The organism is Ramlibacter tataouinensis (genome assembly GCF_001580455.1).
GTDB classification, from domain to species: domain Bacteria; phylum Pseudomonadota; class Gammaproteobacteria; order Burkholderiales; family Burkholderiaceae_C; genus Ramlibacter; species Ramlibacter tataouinensis_B.
Genome location: NZ_CP010951.1, coordinates 1,057,747 through 1,073,665 on the forward strand (window position 1 = coordinate 1,057,747; position 15,919 = coordinate 1,073,665).

General features: G+C 69.5%; 17 protein-coding genes. 9 read left to right on the forward strand and 8 right to left on the reverse strand.

What is annotated here, in order from left to right; translation table 11 throughout:
- Positions 1-30 precede the first annotated feature (30 nt).
- Positions 31-798 carry a hypothetical protein gene (locus tag UC35_RS05140; RefSeq protein WP_145979335.1) on the reverse strand — a complete coding sequence of 256 codons (768 nt, stop codon included), beginning with the start codon at positions 796-798 and terminating at the stop codon, positions 31-33.
- A gap of 348 nt (positions 799-1,146) precedes the next feature.
- Between UC35_RS05140 and UC35_RS05145 the strand changes: the two genes are divergently transcribed.
- Positions 1,147-2,193, forward strand: a complete 1,047-nt coding sequence (locus UC35_RS05145) for a LytR/AlgR family response regulator transcription factor (protein ID WP_158513862.1) — start codon at positions 1,147-1,149, stop codon at positions 2,191-2,193.
- 12 nt (positions 2,194-2,205) lie between these two features.
- Here the strand turns inward: UC35_RS05145 and UC35_RS05150 are convergent, their stop codons facing one another.
- From UC35_RS05150 to UC35_RS05165, 4 genes are all read right to left on the reverse strand, one after another.
- Entirely contained in the window at positions 2,206-3,504 is a 1,299-nt protein-coding gene (locus UC35_RS05150; protein WP_061496840.1) for a vanadium-dependent haloperoxidase, read from the reverse strand.
- Between the two features lie 160 nt (positions 3,505-3,664).
- Positions 3,665-4,279, reverse strand: coding sequence for a septal ring lytic transglycosylase RlpA family protein (locus UC35_RS05155; protein WP_227820452.1), 615 nt, complete (start codon positions 4,277-4,279; stop codon positions 3,665-3,667).
- Positions 4,280-4,416: 137 nt separating this feature from the next.
- The gene (locus UC35_RS05160) at positions 4,417-5,718 is read right to left on the reverse strand and encodes a glycerate kinase (protein ID WP_061496842.1); all 1,302 of its coding nucleotides are present in this window, start codon (positions 5,716-5,718) and stop codon (positions 4,417-4,419) included.
- 17 nt (positions 5,719-5,735) lie between these two features.
- A complete protein-coding gene (locus UC35_RS05165; protein WP_061496843.1) occupies positions 5,736-7,541 on the reverse strand; it encodes a DUF885 domain-containing protein in 1,806 nt (601 codons plus the stop codon).
- 66 nt (positions 7,542-7,607) lie between these two features.
- Between UC35_RS05165 and UC35_RS05170 the strand changes: the two genes are divergently transcribed.
- The 6 genes from UC35_RS05170 (at position 7,608) to UC35_RS05195 (ending at position 11,871) form a co-directional block, all read left to right on the forward strand.
- Positions 7,608-8,333: a sulfite exporter TauE/SafE family protein gene (locus tag UC35_RS05170; protein ID WP_061496845.1), complete on the forward strand. Its 726-nt coding sequence runs from the start codon at positions 7,608-7,610 to the stop codon at positions 8,331-8,333.
- A gap of 140 nt (positions 8,334-8,473) precedes the next feature.
- A complete protein-coding gene (locus UC35_RS05175) occupies positions 8,474-9,514 on the forward strand; it encodes an ABC transporter substrate-binding protein (protein WP_061496847.1) in 1,041 nt (346 codons plus the stop codon).
- Complete coding sequence (locus UC35_RS05180) at positions 9,511-10,344, forward strand: ABC transporter ATP-binding protein (protein ID WP_061496849.1); 834 nt, start codon at positions 9,511-9,513, stop codon at positions 10,342-10,344. Before UC35_RS05175 ends, UC35_RS05180 begins: the two co-directional genes overlap by 4 nt.
- 58 nt (positions 10,345-10,402) lie before the next feature.
- The gene (locus tag UC35_RS05185; protein WP_061496851.1) at positions 10,403-11,158 is read left to right on the forward strand and encodes an ABC transporter permease; all 756 of its coding nucleotides are present in this window, start codon (positions 10,403-10,405) and stop codon (positions 11,156-11,158) included.
- A gap of 167 nt (positions 11,159-11,325) precedes the next feature.
- Complete coding sequence (locus tag UC35_RS05190; protein WP_061496852.1) at positions 11,326-11,574, forward strand: hypothetical protein; 249 nt, start codon at positions 11,326-11,328, stop codon at positions 11,572-11,574.
- Between the two features lie 96 nt (positions 11,575-11,670).
- Entirely contained in the window at positions 11,671-11,871 is a 201-nt protein-coding gene (locus UC35_RS05195) for a hypothetical protein (protein ID WP_061496854.1), read from the forward strand.
- Positions 11,872-11,879: 8 nt separating this feature from the next.
- On the opposite strand, the gene UC35_RS05200 is transcribed toward UC35_RS05195, so the two are convergent.
- Positions 11,880-13,082, reverse strand: a complete 1,203-nt coding sequence (locus UC35_RS05200) for a urate hydroxylase PuuD (RefSeq protein WP_061496856.1) — start codon at positions 13,080-13,082, stop codon at positions 11,880-11,882.
- Between the two features lie 28 nt (positions 13,083-13,110).
- Positions 13,111-13,905 (reverse strand): xanthine dehydrogenase accessory protein XdhC, encoded by a 795-nt coding sequence (gene xdhC / locus UC35_RS05205; protein ID WP_061496858.1) that lies wholly within the window; start codon positions 13,903-13,905, stop codon positions 13,111-13,113.
- 168 nt (positions 13,906-14,073) lie between these two features.
- Between xdhC and UC35_RS05210 the strand changes: the two genes are divergently transcribed.
- The gene (locus UC35_RS05210; RefSeq protein WP_145979338.1) at positions 14,074-14,574 is read left to right on the forward strand and encodes a hypothetical protein; all 501 of its coding nucleotides are present in this window, start codon (positions 14,074-14,076) and stop codon (positions 14,572-14,574) included.
- Between the two features lie 19 nt (positions 14,575-14,593).
- Here UC35_RS05210 and uraH read toward each other — a convergent pair whose 3' ends face one another.
- A complete protein-coding gene (gene uraH / locus UC35_RS05215) occupies positions 14,594-14,947 on the reverse strand; it encodes a hydroxyisourate hydrolase (RefSeq protein ID WP_061496860.1) in 354 nt (117 codons plus the stop codon).
- Positions 14,948-14,980: 33 nt separating this feature from the next.
- Between uraH and puuE the strand changes: the two genes are divergently transcribed.
- Positions 14,981-15,919 carry an allantoinase PuuE gene (gene puuE / locus UC35_RS05220; protein WP_061496862.1) on the forward strand — a complete coding sequence of 313 codons (939 nt, stop codon included), beginning with the start codon at positions 14,981-14,983 and terminating at the stop codon, positions 15,917-15,919.

A 15,919-nucleotide genomic window follows, 5' to 3' on the forward strand; every position in this document is an offset into this window, starting at 1 on the left:
CCGTTGTCGGCGCAGTGCTCGCCGTGCTGGCTAGCCGACGCGCCGCCCGTCGAGCGTGATGCTCGCCGGGAACTCGATCACCGCCGACTCGGTGGCCGCCGAAGAAGAGCGGCTGACGGCCACCCGGGCGCATGCCGCGAGTTGGCGCAACAGCACCCATTGCAGGTTGTCGTTCATGCGGCGGTTGCGGCGCCTCTCGCCCTCACTGCCGCCGGGCAGCGATGCGCGCACCACGATGCGCGTGGGCGCCGCGTCGACCTTGATCCACAGCTTGGTGCTGAAGCTCAGGGCCCAGTCGATGGCGGCGCCAATCAGCGCCGCGGCCACCGCCACGTCGATCCACACCTGCGCGCCGTGCAGGTCCAGGCCCACTTCGATGCCGGCCTGCGCCAGGTCGCGCTGACGCTCGCGCAGCGCCGCGCGAATCACGCCCGACAGGTCGACCCGGTCCGGCGACGCCCGCCAGCGCCCCGATCCCAGGCGCACGATCTGCTGCATCGCCAGGCCGGTGGCCCGCATGGCGACCAGCGAACGGCGGATGCTGGCGGCGTCGGTGCGGCTCATCCGGTCCTGCGCGCACAGGCGGTCAAGCTCGCGCATCGCTTCGCTGGATCCCCGGGCCACCTCTTCGCACAGCACCCCGGCCAGGGCCGGCCAGTGCGCGACCAGCGACCACTCGTCTTCGGTCGCGGGAGACCAGGGGTATTGCGGACCGTCCGACCAGCGGCGCCGCGGCGGTGAGGCCAGGAACCGGGTTGCGGCCAACGCGCCTTCGGGAATGCTGGGACGGGTGGGCATCCCCGCATCACAGCAGAGTCAGTCCGGTGCCGGGCGTCAGCGGCCACAGCGCAAGCGCGTAGGAGGCTGCCGCGTTCGCTATCGCAGCTCGCACTGAAGGCTGACGAACGCGCGCAAGGCTCGTGGCCCACATGGCCTTCAGCTCTTCGGCGGCAGGCAACTTGCATCGGCCAGCGCGTCGCCGGTCACGAGTCCTCATGTCGATCGCATGCCGCTTGACCCGTCGACGCCTCGCCCTCACACTGACTCGTAGCTGCTGCATCTGCAGCTGTAGCCGCCGCCACCCCAGGAGGACCCATGCCAGTCATGTTTCCTGTCCGGCCCTCTGTCCGCGCTGCCCTGGCCAAGATGGGACCGCGCGGTTCCCGGCGGCTCGCGGTTCTCTGCTGCAGCGTCCTGGCCGGCGCCCTCCTTTCCACGCAGTTCCTGTTCCAGCCCTTCGCCTGGAGCCACTCGCCGTGGGACCAGGTCTTGCTGCGCTGGGTGGAGGTGCTGAAGGAGCACGTGGTCGTCGCTTCGGCGATTGGCCTGGCGCTGGTGGCTGCCGATGTGCTCTGGCACACGGCTCAGCGGACCCGCAAGGCGGCCGCGGCCTTCACGCTTTCCGAATTGCCTCGCGTCCCCGTGGAGCCTCGGGCGCCAGCCCGATCGCAGGCGCATGCCGCATCGCGATCGATCGACAGCCACGAGACCGCGCTCCAGGTGAGCGCGCCGGGTCACGTCGATCCCGCGCTGCTGCTGCGCGCGGTGCTGGAGGCGCGGGCGCGGTGCGCGAGGGATGCGGCAGGCGCGGATCGCCTGCTCGATCGCCTCGCCGCTTTTCTGCATGCAGCGGTCCCGGGCACCCGTGCGGGCGCCCACCCACTGGCGGCCGCAGCTGAGTTGGCCCGCCGGCATGCGGGGCTGCTTGGCGAGCTGGGCCCTCGCCCCGCAGGCAGCACGGGCGGGCCGGGCCAGGCCGGTGTCCAGCCAGCACCGAATGCGGCGCGCAGGCCCACGGGCAAGCGCTGTCCCGGGCCGCCGGCCCGCCAGGCACGACCTGCGGAGAAGCCGGAGGAAGCCGGGCGCAGGTACCTGCGCCGGATCAACGCGACGCGCGGCCAGGAAGTGCGCTTGATCACGGTCGACGACATCCTGTATTTCCGGGCCGACACCAAGTACACCGTGGTCGTCACGGCAACGGAAGAGTCGCTGATCAGGATGCCGCTGAAGGAGCTGCAGGATGGGCTCGATCCGGCCTGCTTCTGGAGCATCCACCGCTCCACCATCGTCAACGCCAATGCAGTGGCGGGCGTGACGCGAGACTTCAGGGGACGCGTTTTCGTCAGGCTGAAGGCGCGCACCGACCTGCTGCCGGTCAGCACGGCGCACACCCACCTGTTCAGGCAGATGTAGGGCGGGCCCTGGTCACCTGGGCTGGAAGTGGCGCGCGGCCACCCAGTCGGCCACGTTCCTGCCCAGCGCGGCCCCGTGCTCGGACGAGGTCCGGAAGTGCATGCCGCCGGCGATTCGCGCCGTGGTCATGTCGTCGGTCAGGGCATCGGTGCTCGTGTAGGTTCGCGTGGTGTTCGTCACGGTGCTGTCCACGCTGAAGCTGATCTGCGAAGTTCCATGGAAATTCCGCAGCGCCTGCATGGTCGTCCCCGTGATGCAGCCATGCGCAGCCGGGTACTCGGGGTGGTTGGGCGTCGGCACCACCGGCGTCCACCCCGGATCGGCGACCGTGGCATCGTTGCCGTCCGTATCCGCCAGCGTGATCGCGCTGGTCGGACGCCACCGCCCATAGTGGTACTTCGATTCGAAACAGGCGATGCTGGCATCGGCCTGCGACGTCCACACCAGCGCCATCAGGCGCGCCTGGCTCGCGACGCCCGCGCTGGTCATCGCAAAGGCCCGGACGTTGCGGACCCAGTAGATGCCCGGGTTCTCGGTGGCGAAGCGCGCCAGTTCAGTTTGCGCCGCCGTCCGGGTGGTGCTGGTGGCCGAACCCAGGGCCTTGGTCTCGTTCAGGTCGGCGGCGTAGGCGGTGCTGCTGAGCGCCGGCGGGCCGGGCGTCCGGAACTGAGAGGCCGAGGTCATGGAAAAAGGCTTGATGAACGGATTGTTCCGCCCGACCGGGTTGATGCCGCGGAACTCGCCCGGCTGCGTGCCGGGCACGAAGGGGGCCAGCGCCACCGTGCGCCCGTCGTTGGCGCGCAGGGCCAGCAAGCCGGCCGCGGCCTCGGCACCGAGCGCGAGACCGCGCGTTTTTGCCTCGCCGTCGGGCAGTCCCGCGACGTAGGCGTCATACGCTGCCTGATAGGTGGCGCTCCGGTTCGGAAACAGTCCCTTGAGCACGCCATAAGCCGCCGCGGCCACCGCGGCGTCCTGCGAGGCCCCCGTGGCCGGTGCGGTGGGCGTGACGGCGTACGGCCGGTGCGTCTGGACGATGGCCATCACCGCGTCATAGATCGCCAGGTTCAGCGTCGCCATGTCGATCGCATAGTTCGGCAGCCGCTCTTCCGGCGTCCCGGTGGCGACTGGCGCGCCGTTGGCGGCCACCCCGGCGACCTCGTTCCAGTACGACACGGCATTGTGTCCCGTGACCTTGAGCTCCACGGGCAGCACGGGAAGGTCTCCGTCATTGCCGCCGCATGCGGCCAGGAAGCCACCGCTGGCAAGGGCAGCGGCGGCCAAGGCGAAAGGCAGGGTGGGAAAGCGCTGCATACGGTCCTCTCCTGGCGGCGGGCCCCACGCGGGAGAAGAGGGACGTGGCCGACCTGCCCGTGCAGAGTCTGGGCTGCACCCTGCTCGGCGGCAAGTCGATGCGACGAAGCCGCGAAATCCGGGCGTGAATCGGGGTTTGGAGGATCCGAACGCGTGGGCGCTATTCGCTCGTCGCGTCTGCCGAAGTGAAATGCTCGGCCCAGGGGTCGCTGGCGGCGTAGTTGCGTGGCCAATTCGAAGCCGTCTGGGTCTCGGCCGCCGGGGCCGCGCCTGTCGGGGTCCCTGCAAGCGGCGGGATTTCGATCGGCCGCACCTCCACCTGCGCGATGCCCTGCTTCATTTCCAGCCCGATCTTCTCGGCCGTGGCCGGCGAAAGGTCGACGATGCGGCCTTCGATGTAAGGACCGCGGTCCTCGATGGTCACCACGGCGCTCTTGCCGGTCTCCAGGTTCGTCACCACCGCCTTGGTGCCCAGTGGCAGCGTCTTGCTGGCGGCATTGTCGCCGTTGAGGTCCATGGGCCTGCCGTTGGCCATCTTGCGGTTGGCGAACATGTGGTGGTAGATCGAAGCCTTGCCCACTTGCGGACGCATGGAACGGTCCTGCGGGCGCGGTGTCACCTGCTCGCGCTTGACCTTTGTGACGGGGGCGGAGGCGGCCTCCTGCTTTCCCCCAGCCGCCTGCGCGGGTGCCGCTGCTTGCGTCTGCGCGTGCGCGCCGGCCATTGCGCACACGCACAGTGCGGCAGCCAACAGGTCACGGAAGAGCTTTCCCATGACCTCCAGTCTGCCGGGCGCTGGCTCAGCAGCACGTCAGCCGGCGCCCGTCACAATCTGTAGGACTTTGCGGATCGGCTGAGCTTCCCGATCGCGATTCGGCCCCTGGTCCGGACGCGGTCGGGACCCGGGTGCATCTACAGCACCAGCAGCGCCCGGAAGTCGTTGACGTTGGTGTTCGTCGGCCCGGTGACCAGCAGGTCGCCCAGCGCGCTGTAGTAGCCGTAGGCGTCGTTGCGCGCAAGGTGCTGGTCGACCTTCAGGCCCTGCGCCATGGCGCGCGCCAGCGTGTCCGGCGTGACGAAAGCCCCCGCGTTCTCTTCCATGCCGTCGATGCCGTCGGTGTCGGCCGCCAGACCCCAGACGCCGGGCTCGCCCTGCAGCGCCTGCGCCAGACCCAGGCAGAACTCGCCGGCCCGCCCGCCCCGGCCGCGCGCCATGCCGACCGGCGGCGTGCGCACGGTCACGGTGGTCTCGCCGCCCGAGAGGATCACGCAGGGCTTGCGGAAGGGCTCGCCGCTGCGCGCGACGGCGCGCGCCAGCGCCGCATGCACCTTTCCGACCTCGCGCGACTCGCCTTCCATCTCGTCGCTGAGGATGTGGGCTGCCAAGCCATGCGCCTGGGCCAGCCGGGCCGCCGCTTCCAGCGACTCGCGCGGCGTGGCGATCAGGCGCACGACCTGGCCGTCGAACAGCGGGTCGCCGGGCTTGGGCGTTTCCAGCGCGCCCTGCTCCAGCAGGCTCATGAGCGCGCCCGGCACCTCGATGCGGTAGCGCTGCAGGATGGCCACCGCGTCGGCGCAGGTGGAGGCATCGGGCACCGTGGGACCGCTGGCGATGACGGACGGGTCGTCGCCCGGCACGTCGCTGATCGCCAGCGTCACGACCTGGGCCGGCGCGCAGGCGGCAGCCAGCCGGCCGCCCTTGATGCGCGAGAGGTGCTTGCGCACGCAGTTCATCTCGCCGATGTTCGCGCCGGACTCGAGCAACTGGCGATTGATGCGCTGCTTGTCTTCCAGCGCCAGGCCCTCGGCCGGCAAGGTCAGCAGCGCCGAGCCGCCGCCGGAGATCAGGCACAGCACCAGGTCATCCGAGGTGAGTCCCTGCGCCAGCGCCAGGATGCGCTGCGCCGCCTGCAGGCCGGCGGCATCGGGCACAGGATGGGAAGCTTCGACGATCTCGATGCGCGGGCTCAGGCCGGGCGGCCGCGGCGGCGTGTGGCCATAGCGGGTGACCACCAGCCCGAACAGCGGCGCGGCGGCCGGCCACAAGGCCTCCAGCGCGTGCGCCATGGACGCGCCCGCCTTGCCGGCGCCGAGCACGACCGTGCGCCCGCGCGGCGGCGGCGGCAGGTGCGCCTGCATGTTCTGCAAGGGCAGCGCACGCTCGACGGCGGCGCGAAAGAGCTGTTCCAGGAAACCGCGCGGATCGGAAATCATCCTGTCATTTTGCCGCTTCAGCGCTGCACCGCTGCGATCCAGCGCTCGACCTTGGCCTCCAGCATCGACAGCGGCATGCTGCCCTCGCCCAGCACCTGGGTGTGGAACCGGCGGATGTCGAAGCGCGGCCCGAGGGCCTGGCGGGCGCGCTCGCGCAGCGCGAGGATCTTGAGTTCGCCGACCTTGTAGGCCAGCGCCTGGCCCGGCCAGGCCATGTAGCGCTCGGTGGCGCGCTGCGCGGCCCGCGCTGTCGATCCTTCCTTCTCGCGCAGAAAGGCGATGGTCTGCTCGCGCGACCAGCCCTTGTCGTGCAGTCCGGTGTCCACCACCAACCGCAAGGCGCGGTGCAATTCCGCGAACAGGCGCCCCAGGTAGGCCACAGGGTCGTCGTACACGCCCAGTTCGCCGCCCAGGCTTTCGGCGTACAGCGCCCAGCCCTCGCCGTAGGCGTCGTAGTAGGTGTTCTGCCGGTAGCGGGTGCGGGCCATTTCCCGCTGCAGGGCGATCTGGTAGTGGTGGCCGGGCTGGCCCTCGTGCAGGAACAGCGCCGTCATGGTGGCGCTGCGGTATTTGGCCGGGTCATCCACCACGACGTAGAACACGCCGGGCCGCGAGCCGTCCGCCGCCGGCGGCACATAGTGGTCGGAGGCGGTGGCGCGGCGGATGGGCTCCACCGGCTTGATCTCCAGCGCCGCTTTCGGCGCACGCTCGAACAGGCGCGGCAGCCCGGGGCGCACGCGCGCGTCGATCGCACGATAGGCGGCCAGGACCTCTTCTTCGCTCTTGAAGGGATACAGCTCGGGGCGGCTGTTGATCGATGCAATGAACTCATCGACACTGCCGTTGAAGCTGAACTTCGACTTGAGCTGATCCATCTCGCCGCGGATGCGCGCCACCTCCTTCAGGCCCAGCTCGTGGATCTCGTGAGGCGTCATGCGCGTGGTCGTGCGGGAGGCCACCAGCATCCGGTACCAGTCGCGCCCGCCCGGCACATCGCCCAGGCCCGCCGTGGTGCGCGCCGCCGGCAGGTAGGTCTCGGCCATGAACTTGCGCAGCCGCGCCACGGCCGGCGTCACCGAGCCCTGGACGACCGCCTGGTACCTGGCCGCGATGCGGCGCCGGTCCGCTTCGCCGATCGCCGCGGGAAATTTGCGCGTGCCGGCGAGGTAGGGGCTTTGCGCCGGATCGGCCGGCAGCAGCGCGTCGAGTTGCGGCAGGGTGCGCTCGACCAGCGGGCGCGGCAGCGTGACCTGCTGCGCGATGCCCTGCTTCATGTTGGCGATGGCCTGGTCGACCCAGGCCGGCAGCTTCTTGAGGCGGGCCAGGAAGTGCTCGTAGTGCGCCACCGTCGTCATCGGCTGCGCCGCATCGCCGGCCGCCCACTGCGACAACTTCACCGGCACGCTGTCCATGTGGTTCAGCGGCAGCAGGTGCCACGGGTAGTCCAGGCCGCGCCGCCGGTCGGCCAGCTCATAAGCCAGCAGCTCATGGGTCAGCCGGCTGTCGGCATCGAGCGGCTCGCGCGGGATGGCGGCCAGCTGGCGGGTGGTGCGTTCGTAGAGGCGGCGCTGGCGCGCGAGGTGCGCGGGCGCGATCTCGATCTCGAGCGCGGCCTCGTACTTCGGGTTGCCGGTGTTCTCGGTCGCATCCAGCGGAAACAGGGCCTGCGTCTCCTCGTAGTAGCGATCGGCCAGCAAGGCCAGGCGGCGGGCGGCCTCGGAGTCGGCCACCGCCGTGGCGGCGCGGCCGAGCGCGGGGCCGAGGACCAGGCTGGTGGCCAGTCCGGCGTTCAGCGCGCGGCGGGTAAGTCGGGTGTCGTGCATGGCGCGCGATGCTACCTCAGCAGTGCGCACGGATAATGGACCTTCCATGCCTGCCGACTCTTTCACTTGGACTACGCCCTCGTCCTGATCCTGGGCCTGGTGGCGGGCACCGTGGGCGGCATCGTGGGTTTCGGCACCTCGATCATGCTGATGCCCGCGCTGGTGCTGGTGTTCGGCCCGCGGCAGGCCGTGCCCATCATGGCCATCGCCTCGATCATGGCCAACGCCTCGCGGGCCGCCGCCTGGTGGCGCGAGGTCGATTGGCGCGCCACCGCCGCCTATTCCGCCGCCGCCATGCCGGCCGCCGCCCTCGGCGCGCGGACCCTGCTCGCACTCCCCACCGACATCGTCGAAGCGTTGCTGGGCGCCTTCTTCATCGCCATGATCCCGCTGCGCCGCTGGATGTTGCGCCAGAACTGGCGCCTCTCGCGCGCCCAGCTCGCGCTGGTCGGCGCGGTGATCGGCTTCATCACCGGCATCGTCGTGAGCACCGGCCCACTCAACACGCCCTTCTTCCTGATGCATGGCCTGGTCAAGGGCGCCTACCTGGCCACCGAAGCCATGAGCTCGATCGCGGTGTACGTGGCCAAGGCCGCGGCCTTCCGCACCCTGGGCGCCCTGCCCCTGGAAACCATCGCCGAAGGCCTGATCGTCGGCAGCTCGTTGGTAGCCGGCGCCTTCATCGCCAAGCGCTTCGTGCTGCGGATCGACGCCGAGCGCTTCCGGCTGCTGATGGACGGCCTGATGCTGGGCGCCGGGCTGCTGATGCTGGGCACGGCGATTGCGCGCTGACAAGGTTCGGGCCGCGCGTGCGGGCTAACCCTTTCGACAAGCGCAGGTGGAGGGGCTAGATTCCCTTCGGGCTGGGCCGTGTCGGCATCAATCTTGCTCGAACGAAGGGTCCCAGCCCCTTCCCCAGGAGGAATCCATCCATGAACAAGAGAGCCGCCCTCAAGACCGCTGCCGCCGCACTGCTCGCTTCCGTATTCGGAATCGCCGGCGCGCAGACCCCCACCCCGATCCGCTTCCAGCTGGACTGGCGTTTCGAAGGCCCGGCGGCGCTGTTCCTGACCCCCGCGGCCAAGGGCTACTTCAAGGCCGCCGGGCTGGATGTGGCGATCGACGCGGGCAACGGCTCCGGCGGCACCGTCACCCGCGTGGCCTCCGGCAGCTATGACATGGGCTTCGCCGACCTCGCGGCGCTGATGGAGTTCCACGCCAACAACCCGGACGCGCCCAACAAGCCGGTGGCGGTGATGATGGTCTACAACAACACGCCGGCCTCGGTGATGGCGCTGAAGAAATCCGGCATCAGCAAGCCCGCCGACCTGACCGGCAAGCGCATGGGCGCGCCGGTGTTCGACGCCGGCCGGCGTGCCTTCCCCATCCTGCAGAAGGCCACCGGCATCGGCGCCGTCAACTGGACGTCCATGGACCCGCCGCTGCGCGAAACCATGCTGGCCCGGGGCGACGTCGATGCGATCACCGGCTTCACCTTCACTTCGCTGCTCAACCTGGAAGCGCGCGGCGTCAAGCCGGAGGACATCGTGGTGCTGCCCTATTCGGAGCACGGCGTGCGGCTCTACGGCAACGTGATCATCGCCTCGCCCAAGCTGCTGCGCGAGAACCCGAACGCGGTGCGCGCCTTCCTGTCGGCCTTCACGCGCGGCGCGCGCGAGGTGGTGGCGGACCCGGCCGCGGCGATCGGCGACGTCAAGGCGCGCGACGGCATCATCAACCCCGCGCTCGAGACGCGGCGCCTGAAGCTGGCCATCGACACCGTGATCAACAGCCCGGACGCGCGCACCGACGGCTTCGGCCAGGTCAATCCCGGCCGCCTGTCGCTGATGGCCTCGCAGGTCTCCGACGCCTTCTCGACCAAGACCCGCGTCAACCCCGACGCCGTGTGGAACGGCACCTTCCTGCCAGGCAAGCAGGAATTGGCCGCCGTGCTGCCCGCGCCGAAGAAATGAGCGGCCGCGACGCGGACGCCCCTTTCGTCGAATTCCAGGACGTCTGGCTCGCCTACAACGAGGAACTGCAGGCGCAGGGCAGGTACGCGGTCGAGACAATCGACCTGCGCCTTCGCCGCGGCGAATTCGCCGCCATCGTCGGGCCCTCCGGCTGCGGCAAGTCCACCTTCATGAAGCTCGCCACCGGCCTCCGCCGCGCCACGCGCGGACGCGTGCTGGTGGACGGCCAGGTGCTGGACGGCCCACTGAAGATCTCCGGCATGGCGTTCCAGGCGCCCTCCCTGCTGCCCTGGCGCACCACCCTGGACAACGTGCTGCTGCCACTGGAGATCGTGGAGCCCTACCGCAGCGAGTTCCGGCGCCGCCGCGCCGAGTACGAGGCGCGCGCCATCGAGCTGCTGGCGGCCGTCGGCCTGCGCGGCCAGGAGCGCAACTACCCCTGGCAGCTGTCCGGCGGCATGCAGCAGCGCGCCAGCATCTGCCGCGCCCTGATCCACGAGCCGAAGCTGCTTCTCCTGGACGAGCCCTTCGGCGCGCTGGACGCGTTCACCCGCGAGGAACTGTGGTGCATCCTGCGCGACCTGTGGCAGCAGCGCCGCTTCAACGTGATCCTGGTCACTCACGACCTGCGCGAATCGGTGTTCCTGGCCGACACCGTGTACGTCATGAGCGCCAGCCCCGGCCGCATCGTGCTGCGCAGCGAGATCGAGCTGCCCCGGCCGCGCGACCTGGAAACCACCTACACCGCCGGCTTCGTCGATGCCGTGCACAGCCTGCGCTCGCACATCGGCGCGGCGCGGCCGCGTCCGGCGCAGGAGGCGGCAACATGAGCCGCCCGGCCGCTCCGAAGGCTCATGGCACCGCAGCCCGCAGGGCGGAGGTTGTCGAATGAACTCGCGCCTCGAACGTTGGTCGCCCTGGCTGCTGGTGCTGGCCATCGTGCTGCTGTGGCAGCTGGCCTGCTCGGCACTGTCGGTGTCGGAGTTCATCTTCCCCAGCCCCTGGCGCATCGCCGAGCAGCTGTGGGAATTCAAGGGCCCGATCGCCATGCACGCCTGGCGCACCTTCTGGGTCACCATGGCCGGGTTCGCCCTGGCCATCGTCGTGGGCGTGCTGCTCGGGCTGGTGGTGGGCAGTTCGCGGCTCGCCTATGCGGCCATCTACCCGGCCATGACCGCCTTCAATGCGCTGCCCAAGGCCGCGTTCGTGCCCCTGCTGGTCGTGTGGTTCGGCATCGGCGCCGGGCCGGCGATCCTCACCGCCTTCCTCATCTCCTTCTTCCCCATCATGGTCAACATGGCCACCGGCCTGGCCACGCTGGAGCCGGAACTGGAAGACGTGCTGCGGGTGCTGGGCGCGACCCGGACCGATGTGCTGCGCAAGATCGGACTGCCGCGTTCGCTGCCCTACTTCTACGCTTCGCTGAAGGTGGCGATCACGCTGGCCTTCGTGGGCACGACGGTGTCGGAGATGACCGCGGCCAACGAAGGCATCGGCTACCTGCTGGTGTCGGCTGGCTCGGCCATGCAGATGGGACTGGCGTTCGCCGGGCTGGTGGTGATCGGTGCGATGGCGATGATCATGTATGCGCTGTTCGACCAGCTCGAGCGTCGCACCACCTCGTGGGCCCATCGCGCTTCGTGAATGCTCGGCATTGGCGGCGCGCACTCGACTGCTAGCGCGAAGCGATCAGCTTCCGCTGTGGACTGGACGCGTGATGAGTCGCTCGCAGGCCACGCGATTTGTAGGACGGCGGCTTGTGATGATTCGAGGCCCTGTTTTCGCTTGCGCGCAACCTCCAAAATCGCGCCATGAATCGCGCCCTCTACGTGTGGAAGTTGAGGCTTTGCCTGGCGGCTGCGGCGGTAATCCTGGCGTCGGCCTTCGCGCCCCAGCGACCCGTCCATGAGCAGCGCCTGACGGACGGCAAGGTGAACGGCCAGGTCGTGGTCGAGAGCCGCAATCCCAAGGGGCCTGTGACTGTGACTGTGCCGGTGCCGGCACAGGCGCGCCAGCCGGCGGCCACCGATTCGCGCGACCGCATTTCGGCGATGCTCTGAACGCAGCACCGCCCGCCGCGCCGCCAGCGCGGGTGTGGACGCTCGTGCTTCCGTCACAGCCGTGGCGGAGCACAACACGAAGTACGCGAAGCTCCCATGAAGATTCTTGTTCCGGCGATCGTGACGGCGCTCGCGCTGTCGGCCTGTGCCTCCAACTCCGCGAAGCCCGAGAGCGCGCCGCAAGCTCAGGCGCAGCAGGCCGACGCCTGCCGCAATGTGGAAGCGCCTACCGGCAGCCGGCTGGTGCGCAAGGCCGACTGCAACGGCGGCAGCGGCGCGGCCACCACGGTGCGCTGACCCGGCCCCTACTCGACTTTCGCGCCGCTTTCGAACCAGCGCCCGATCAGCACCCGCTCGTCCTCGGTGATGGCGGTGGCGTTGTTGATCGGCATGGTCCGGGCGACCACGGCCTGCTGGTAGACCTGCTGCGCGTGCTGCTTGAGCGCCTGTGCCGAATCGAGGCGCACGTTCTTCATCTGCACTTGCGCGCCGTGGCAGGCATAGCAGCGCTGCTCGAGCACGGCGCGCACGCGCGCGTAGTCGGCGGGCTGCTGCTGCGCGAGGCCGGCCTGTGGCGCGCCCTGCGGTGACAGCCAGGCGGCAACGCCCGCAAGCAGCACGACTCCGGCCAGCGCATACGGCAGCGGATGGCGGTTGCGTCCCAGCTTGTAGCCGTGCCGCAGCACGAAGAACTGCCGGATCGCCGCGCCCGCCAGCATCATCAGCACCAGCACCAGCCAGTTGTAGCGGTGCCCCCAGGTGAAGCTGTAGTGGTTGCTCAGCATCGCGAACAGCACCGGCAGCGTGAAGTAGGTGTTGTGCACGCTGCGCTGCTTGCCGCGAATGCCGTGGATGGGATCGACCGGCTGCCCGGCCCGGATCGCAGCCACGACCTTCTTCTGCCCGGGGATGATCCAGAACAGCACATTGGCGCTCATGGCCGTGGCCAGCATCGCGCCGACCAGCAGGAAGGCCGCGCGCCCGGCGAACAGGTGGCAGGCGAGCCAGGACGCCAGGCACACCAGTGCCAGCACCAGCGCGCCCACGATCGCATCGCCCCTCTCGCGCTCGCCGAACACGCGGCAGGCGCCGTCGTACAGCAGCCAGAACGCCAACAAGAAGGCGACCGCCGCGGCGCTGGCGGCCGGCGCCGACCAGTCCATCAGCTGCCGGTCGATCAGGTAGGTGTTGGCGCTCCAGAGGTAGGAGATCGCGAACAGGGCGAAGCCGGTGAGCCAGGTCGAGTAGCTTTCCCAGAAGAACCAGTGCAGCCGCTCGGGCAAGGCCGGCGGCGAGACGGCGAACTTGACCGGGTGATAGAAGCCGCCGCCATGCACCGCCCACAACTCGCCGCTCGCGCCCTGCTTCCTCAAGTCTTCATCGACCGGGGGCGTCAGGCTGGAGTCGAGGAACACGAAGTAGAACGAGGAGCCGACCCAGGCGATCGCCGTGATCACATGCGCCCAGCGCAGGAGCAGGTTGGCCCAATCCAGCAGGTAGTTTTCCATCGTGCGGCGGCGGTATTTGAAGCGATTGTCAGGGCGGCGCGAGCTGCAGGATCTGCGCCACCGCGCTGGCGGCGATCACGGCCGGTTGCTTGCCGCCGATTCCGGCGATGCCGATCGGGCAAATGATGCGCGCCAGCTCCTGCGGCGCGAAGCCGCGCTGCTCCAGGCGGTGGCGGAAGGTGGCCCACTTGGTCTGGCTGCCGATCAGACCGACATAGGGCAGGTCGTCCCGCTCGCGCAGGCGCGCCAGGCAGGCCGCCACCACGTCCAGGTCCTCGGCATGGCTGAAGCTCATGACCAGCACGCGCGATTGCGCCGGCAGCAGCCGCACCGCCGCGTGCACCGGGTCGGAATGCTCGCACTCGATGTTGGCCGGCACCTGCGGCGGGAAGATCTCGTCGCGGCTGTCAATCCAGGTCACCCGGTAGGGCAGCGGCGCCAGGGCCTGCACGATCGCCCGTCCCACGTGCCCGCCTCCGAACAGGGCCAGCGGCGCCAGCCGGGGCGCCAGGCGCAAGGCCACCGACGGCGCTTCCGCGGGGTCCACGCGCTCGAAGCTCAATTCCATGGCACCGCCGCAGCACTGGCCCAGGCTGGGCCCCAGGGTGTAGCGGCGCTGCGTTTCGCCGGGCGTGCCGGCCAGCAGGGCGCGGGCATGGGCGATGGCTTCGAATTCCAGGTGACCCCCGCCGACCGTTCCCACCACATCGTTGGAAAAGACCCACATCCAGGCGCCCGGCTCGCGTGGGGCCGAACCCTGTGTGCGCGTGACGGTGACGAGCACGCCTCCCTGTGAAAGCAGTTGCCTGGTGAGGGTTTCCATGTATGCGAATGCGATGGTTGCGCGATCAGCGACGAATCGCAAGAAGATTTGCGAAAAGCAAATGGCGTATTCAAACTCAGCAATATCGCGTTGAATGAAGTGACCTTCCAAGAGGAAGGGAACACCAACAGGCGCGACGCGCGAGCGCGCCGGACGAGGAGAATTCTGATGCTTCATTCCACGATGCGCCGCCGCGCGCCCCTTGCCGTCGCCGGCGCCATTGCCGCCCTGTTGGCCGCCTGCTCTTCGCCGCCGCCGGCACCCGCCCCTGCGCCTGCGCCCGTACCGCAGGCTCGGCCGGCCCCGGTCGAGCCCGCGCCCAAGCACCTGTCGCAGGCCGCGACCCCGCGGGAATATCGCAAGGACGCGGCGTCCCACCTCTATGCCGCCAACAGCGACCGCATCTACAAGGGCAAGATGCCGCCGCTGCTCTATGCGGTCGGCGTGCTGCAGGTGGAGGTCGACGGACGCGGAAACGTGAAGGGGATCAGCTGGATGCGCGCGCCCAAGCACGCGCCGGAGGTGATCGCCGAGATCGAGCGCACCGTGCGCGCCGCAGCGCCCTACCCTGCCCCTGCCAAGATGGGCCAAGTGGTCTACACCGACACCTGGCTGTGGCACAAGAGCGGCCGCTTCCAGCTCGATACGCTGACCGAAGGCCAGCTCTGAGTCTGAGTCCGGGGCTCCGTCAGGAGCCTCGGTACGTCGAATAGCTCCAGGGGCTCACCAGCAGCGGCACGTGGTAGTGCTGTTCGGGCTGGGCCACCCCGAAATCCAGGGTCACCTTGTCCAGGAAGCTGGGCTCGGGCAGCGCCACGCCGCGTGACCTGAAGTAGGCCCCGACGTCGAACACCAGGCGGTAGGCGCCCTTCCTGAGGCTCGCGGTGTCGACCAGCGGCCCGTCGGGGCTGCGCCCGTCGGCATTGAGCACGCAGCGCTTGATCAGCGTGACGCCCGCTGCGTCGGTCGAGTACAGCTCCACCGCCATGCCGGCTGCCGGGCAACCGTGCATAGTGTCGAGGACATGCGTGCTCAGGCCCATGTACCATCCTTTCCTGGTGACACAGGGAAGTGTATGACCAGCTACGACAGCACGGCGCCCTATCCGCGTGACCTGGCCGGCTACGGACGCAATCCCCCGCAGGCCAGCTGGCCGGGCCAGGCGCGGGTCGCGCTGCAGTTCGTCCTGAACTACGAGGAAGGCGGCGAGAACGCGGTGCTGCACGGCGATGCCGGCTCCGAGCAGTTCCTGTCGGAGATGTTCAACCCGCCCAGCTTTCCGGCGCGTCACCTGACGATGGAAAGCATCTACGAGTACGGCTCGCGCGCTGGCGTGTGGCGCATCCTGCGCGAGTTCGAGCGCCGCAAGCTGCCTTTGACCGTGTTCGGCGTCGGCATGGCGCTGCAGCGCCACCCGGACGTGGCGGCCGCCTTCAAGGAGCTGGGGCATGAGATCGCCAGCCACGGCTGGCGCTGGATCTCTTACCAGCAGGTCGACGAGGCCACCGAGCGCGAACACATGCGCCTGGCGATCGAGGCCATCGAGCAGCTGACGGGCAGCCGGCCGCGCGGCTGGTACACCGGCCGCGACAGCCCCAACACCCGGCGCCTCGTGGCCGACCACGGGGGCTTCGACTACGACAGCGACTACTACGGCGACGACCTGCCCTTCTGGATGAAGGTGAAGAAGAGCGACGGCGTCGTGGTGCCGCACCTGGTGGTGCCCTACACGCTGGACGCCAACGACATGCGCTTTGCGCTGCCGCAGGGCTATGCGCAGGCGGAGGATTTCTTCACCTACCTGCGCGACAGCTTCGACGCCCTGTACGCCGAGGGCGCCAGCGTGCCGAAGATGATGAGCGTGGGCATGCACTGCCGCCTGCTCGGCCGCCCCGGCCGCATCGTGGCCCTACAGCGCTTCCTCGACCATGTGCAGCGGCATGAGCAGGTCTGGATCTGCCGCCGCATCGACATCGCGCGGCACTGGAAGGCCGTGCATCCCTTCGAGGACTGA

What these genes read in the sequence shown, in the direction of transcription:
- UC35_RS05140 (WP_145979335.1), bottom strand. Translation starts at nt 798, where the DNA reads ATGCCCACCCGTCCCAGCATTCCCGAAGGCGCGTTGGCCGCAACCCGG.
- UC35_RS05145 (WP_158513862.1), top strand. Translation starts at nt 1,147, where the DNA reads ATGGGACCGCGCGGTTCCCGGCGGCTCGCGGTTCTCTGCTGCAGCGTC.
- UC35_RS05150 (WP_061496840.1), bottom strand. Translation starts at nt 3,504, where the DNA reads ATGCAGCGCTTTCCCACCCTGCCTTTCGCCTTGGCCGCCGCTGCCCTT.
- UC35_RS05155 (WP_227820452.1), bottom strand. Translation starts at nt 4,279, where the DNA reads ATGGGAAAGCTCTTCCGTGACCTGTTGGCTGCCGCACTGTGCGTGTGC.
- UC35_RS05160 (WP_061496842.1), bottom strand. Translation starts at nt 5,718, where the DNA reads ATGATTTCCGATCCGCGCGGTTTCCTGGAACAGCTCTTTCGCGCCGCC.
- UC35_RS05165 (WP_061496843.1), bottom strand. Translation starts at nt 7,541, where the DNA reads ATGCACGACACCCGACTTACCCGCCGCGCGCTGAACGCCGGACTGGCC.
- UC35_RS05175 (WP_061496847.1), top strand. Translation starts at nt 8,474, where the DNA reads ATGAACAAGAGAGCCGCCCTCAAGACCGCTGCCGCCGCACTGCTCGCT.
- UC35_RS05180 (WP_061496849.1), top strand. Translation starts at nt 9,511, where the DNA reads ATGAGCGGCCGCGACGCGGACGCCCCTTTCGTCGAATTCCAGGACGTC.
- UC35_RS05185 (WP_061496851.1), top strand. Translation starts at nt 10,403, where the DNA reads ATGAACTCGCGCCTCGAACGTTGGTCGCCCTGGCTGCTGGTGCTGGCC.
- UC35_RS05190 (WP_061496852.1), top strand. Translation starts at nt 11,326, where the DNA reads ATGAATCGCGCCCTCTACGTGTGGAAGTTGAGGCTTTGCCTGGCGGCT.
- UC35_RS05195 (WP_061496854.1), top strand. Translation starts at nt 11,671, where the DNA reads ATGAAGATTCTTGTTCCGGCGATCGTGACGGCGCTCGCGCTGTCGGCC.
- UC35_RS05200 (WP_061496856.1), bottom strand. Translation starts at nt 13,082, where the DNA reads ATGGAAAACTACCTGCTGGATTGGGCCAACCTGCTCCTGCGCTGGGCG.
- xdhC (WP_061496858.1), bottom strand. Translation starts at nt 13,905, where the DNA reads ATGGAAACCCTCACCAGGCAACTGCTTTCACAGGGAGGCGTGCTCGTC.
- UC35_RS05210 (WP_145979338.1), top strand. Translation starts at nt 14,074, where the DNA reads ATGCTTCATTCCACGATGCGCCGCCGCGCGCCCCTTGCCGTCGCCGGC.
- uraH (WP_061496860.1), bottom strand. Translation starts at nt 14,947, where the DNA reads ATGGGCCTGAGCACGCATGTCCTCGACACTATGCACGGTTGCCCGGCA.
- puuE (WP_061496862.1), top strand. Translation starts at nt 14,981, where the DNA reads ATGACCAGCTACGACAGCACGGCGCCCTATCCGCGTGACCTGGCCGGC.